Source organism: Mesorhizobium sp. M2C.T.Ca.TU.002.02.1.1 (assembly GCF_003997225.1).
In genome coordinates this window covers 1-2,155 of the sequence record NZ_RZTO01000948.1, presented here as the reverse complement: position 1 = coordinate 2,155, position 2,155 = coordinate 1, and the positions used below count along the sequence as shown (strand labels likewise).

At 65.3% G+C, this 2,155-nt stretch carries 3 protein-coding genes; 2 read left to right on the top strand and 1 reads right to left on the bottom strand.

Translation table 11 applies throughout. The features are described from left to right. Together modC and EOD07_RS31840 are read left to right on the top strand one after the other, a co-directional pair. Window positions 1-1,022 (top strand): molybdenum ABC transporter ATP-binding protein (gene modC, locus EOD07_RS31845; protein WP_127238092.1); only part of this gene is annotated, 1,022 nt, incomplete at its 5' end. A gap of 88 nt (window positions 1,023-1,110) precedes the next feature. Next, window positions 1,111-1,452: a winged helix-turn-helix domain-containing protein gene (locus EOD07_RS31840; RefSeq protein WP_042644082.1), complete on the top strand. Its 342-nt coding sequence runs from the start codon at window positions 1,111-1,113 to the stop codon at window positions 1,450-1,452. A gap of 124 nt (window positions 1,453-1,576) precedes the next feature. Here EOD07_RS31840 and cobF read toward each other — a convergent pair. Beyond that, a partial coding sequence (gene cobF / locus EOD07_RS31835) for a precorrin-6A synthase (deacetylating) (RefSeq protein WP_127238091.1) occupies window positions 1,577-2,155 on the bottom strand: 579 nt, incomplete at its 5' end.

Here is a 2,155-nt window from a genome sequence, read left to right as displayed (position 1 = left end):
GGCCCTCGGGGTCGGGCAAGTCGACGCTGATCAACCTGATTGCGGGCCTGATCCGTCCGGACAAGGGCCGCATCTCGGTCGACGGACGCGTGCTGGTCGACACCGCCGCGCGGATCTTTGTGCCCATGCACAAGCGGCGGATCGGCATGGTGTTCCAGGATGCGCGGCTGTTCCCGCATATGAGCGTCGCCGGCAATCTGCGCTACGGCCGCTGGTTCACGCCGGCGTCCGAACGCTACGCCAAGATGGATGCGGTGGTCGATCTGCTCGGCATCGGCCATCTGCTCGACCGGCGGCCGGCGAAACTGTCGGGCGGCGAAAAGCAGCGCGTCGCCATCGGCCGTGCCCTGCTTGCCAGCCCGAAGCTGCTTCTGATGGACGAGCCGCTCGCCTCGCTCGACGAGGCGCGCAAAGCCGAGATCCTGCCTTATATCGAACGGCTGCGCGACGAGACGAAGATCCCGATCGTCTATGTCGGCCATTCCGTCGCCGAGGTAGCGCGGCTGGCAAGCGACGTCGTGGTGCTTTCGCAAGGCAAGGTCGCGGCTTCCGGAGCGACAGAAGCGATCATGCAGCGGCTCGACCTGTTGCCGGCGGAGGAACGCGGCGAGGGCGGAGCGGTACTCGACACCAAGGTCCTGCGTCATGACGAGGCTTTCGGCATGACGGTGCTTGCCTCGCAGGCCGGCGAAATCCGGGTGCCGAAACTGGCGCGGGCGGCGGGCGCTGCGGTGCGCATTCGCATCCGCGCCCGCGACGTGATGATCGCCGTCGAGAGGCCCGCCGGCCTCAGCGCGCTCAACATCCTGGCGGGAACGATCGACAGCATGAAGCCGGGCGAGGGGCCCGAGGTCGAAATCGGCATCGATTGCCATGGCGCGGCGGTGGTCGCGCGGATCACCGAGCAATCGCGGCAGGCGCTTGGCCTCAAGCTGGGAAGTCAGGTCTTCGCGGTGATCAAGACCGTGAGCTTCGATCGCGCAAATACCGGCGCCGGCCTGCCGGCCGAGGCCGACGTTTGAGGAGCTCGGTCATGTCGCTATGTATATTTGGAATAGCGCTCAGCTTCTACAGGGACTATTGTGATGCCGTGAAATCCGAGGAGATGAAATGCCGTCGCTGAGCCTGCGGATAAATCTCGACCCCGACGGCCGGATCGGCCCGGGCAAGATTGAGCTTCTGGAGCAGATCGCCGCCTTCGGCTCGATCTCGGCCGCGGCGCGCGGCATGGAGATGTCCTACAAGCATGCCTGGGATCTGGTCGAGGACATGAACCGCGTCTTCGGCAAGCCGCTGGTCGCGGCGCAAACCGGCGGCAAGAAAGGCGGCGGCGCGCAACTGACATCGGTGGGTTTGGCGGTCGTCAGCCGGTTCCGCGCCATCGAGCGGGCCGCTTCATCCGCGGCCGCCGTGCATATGCAGGCCTTGCAGGCGGAGATCGATGCGGGATGAGGCAGTAGGGCAGCAGGGCAGCAGGGCAGCAGGGCAGCAGGGCAGTAGGGCAGTAGGATGTGACGTCCTGGGCTGCTTTACGCACGCAAATCGGTGACCCCTATTGCCTTACTGCCCTACTCCCTTACTCCCCTAATTTCCTCAGCAGATACGTATCCATGATCCATCCCTTCTTCCGTCGGGCTTCCTCGCGGACTTTCTCGATCTCGGCGCCGACGTCGCCGAGCCGGCCGGAAATGATGATCTCGTCCGGCGTGCCGAGATAGGCGCCCCACTGGATGAGGACGTCCTTGTCGGCCAGCATGTTGAAGGCGCATTTGCCGTCGAGCATGACTATGGTCGAGCCGGCATTGGCGGGCAGGCCTTCCTCGGTCAGTCGCCGCCCGGTGGTGACCAGGATCGAATCGCCGATGCGGTTGAGCGCGGTCGCGTGGGCGGCGGCCAGCGCCTGGATCGCGGTGATGCCGGGGATGACTTGGAGCTCGAAAGCGACATTGCCCCTCAGGCGCACGCGTTCGAGGATACGTAGCGCGCTGTCATAGAGCGACGGGTCGCCCCAGATCAGGAAGGCCCCGCAGCCGTCCTCAGCAAGCTCGTCGCGGATCAAGGTCTCGTAGATTTCGGCGATCGCCTCGTGCCAGTCGTCGACGGTTGTCCGGTAAGACGATGTCGGCTCGGCCCGGACCGGCACATCGAACTCGAC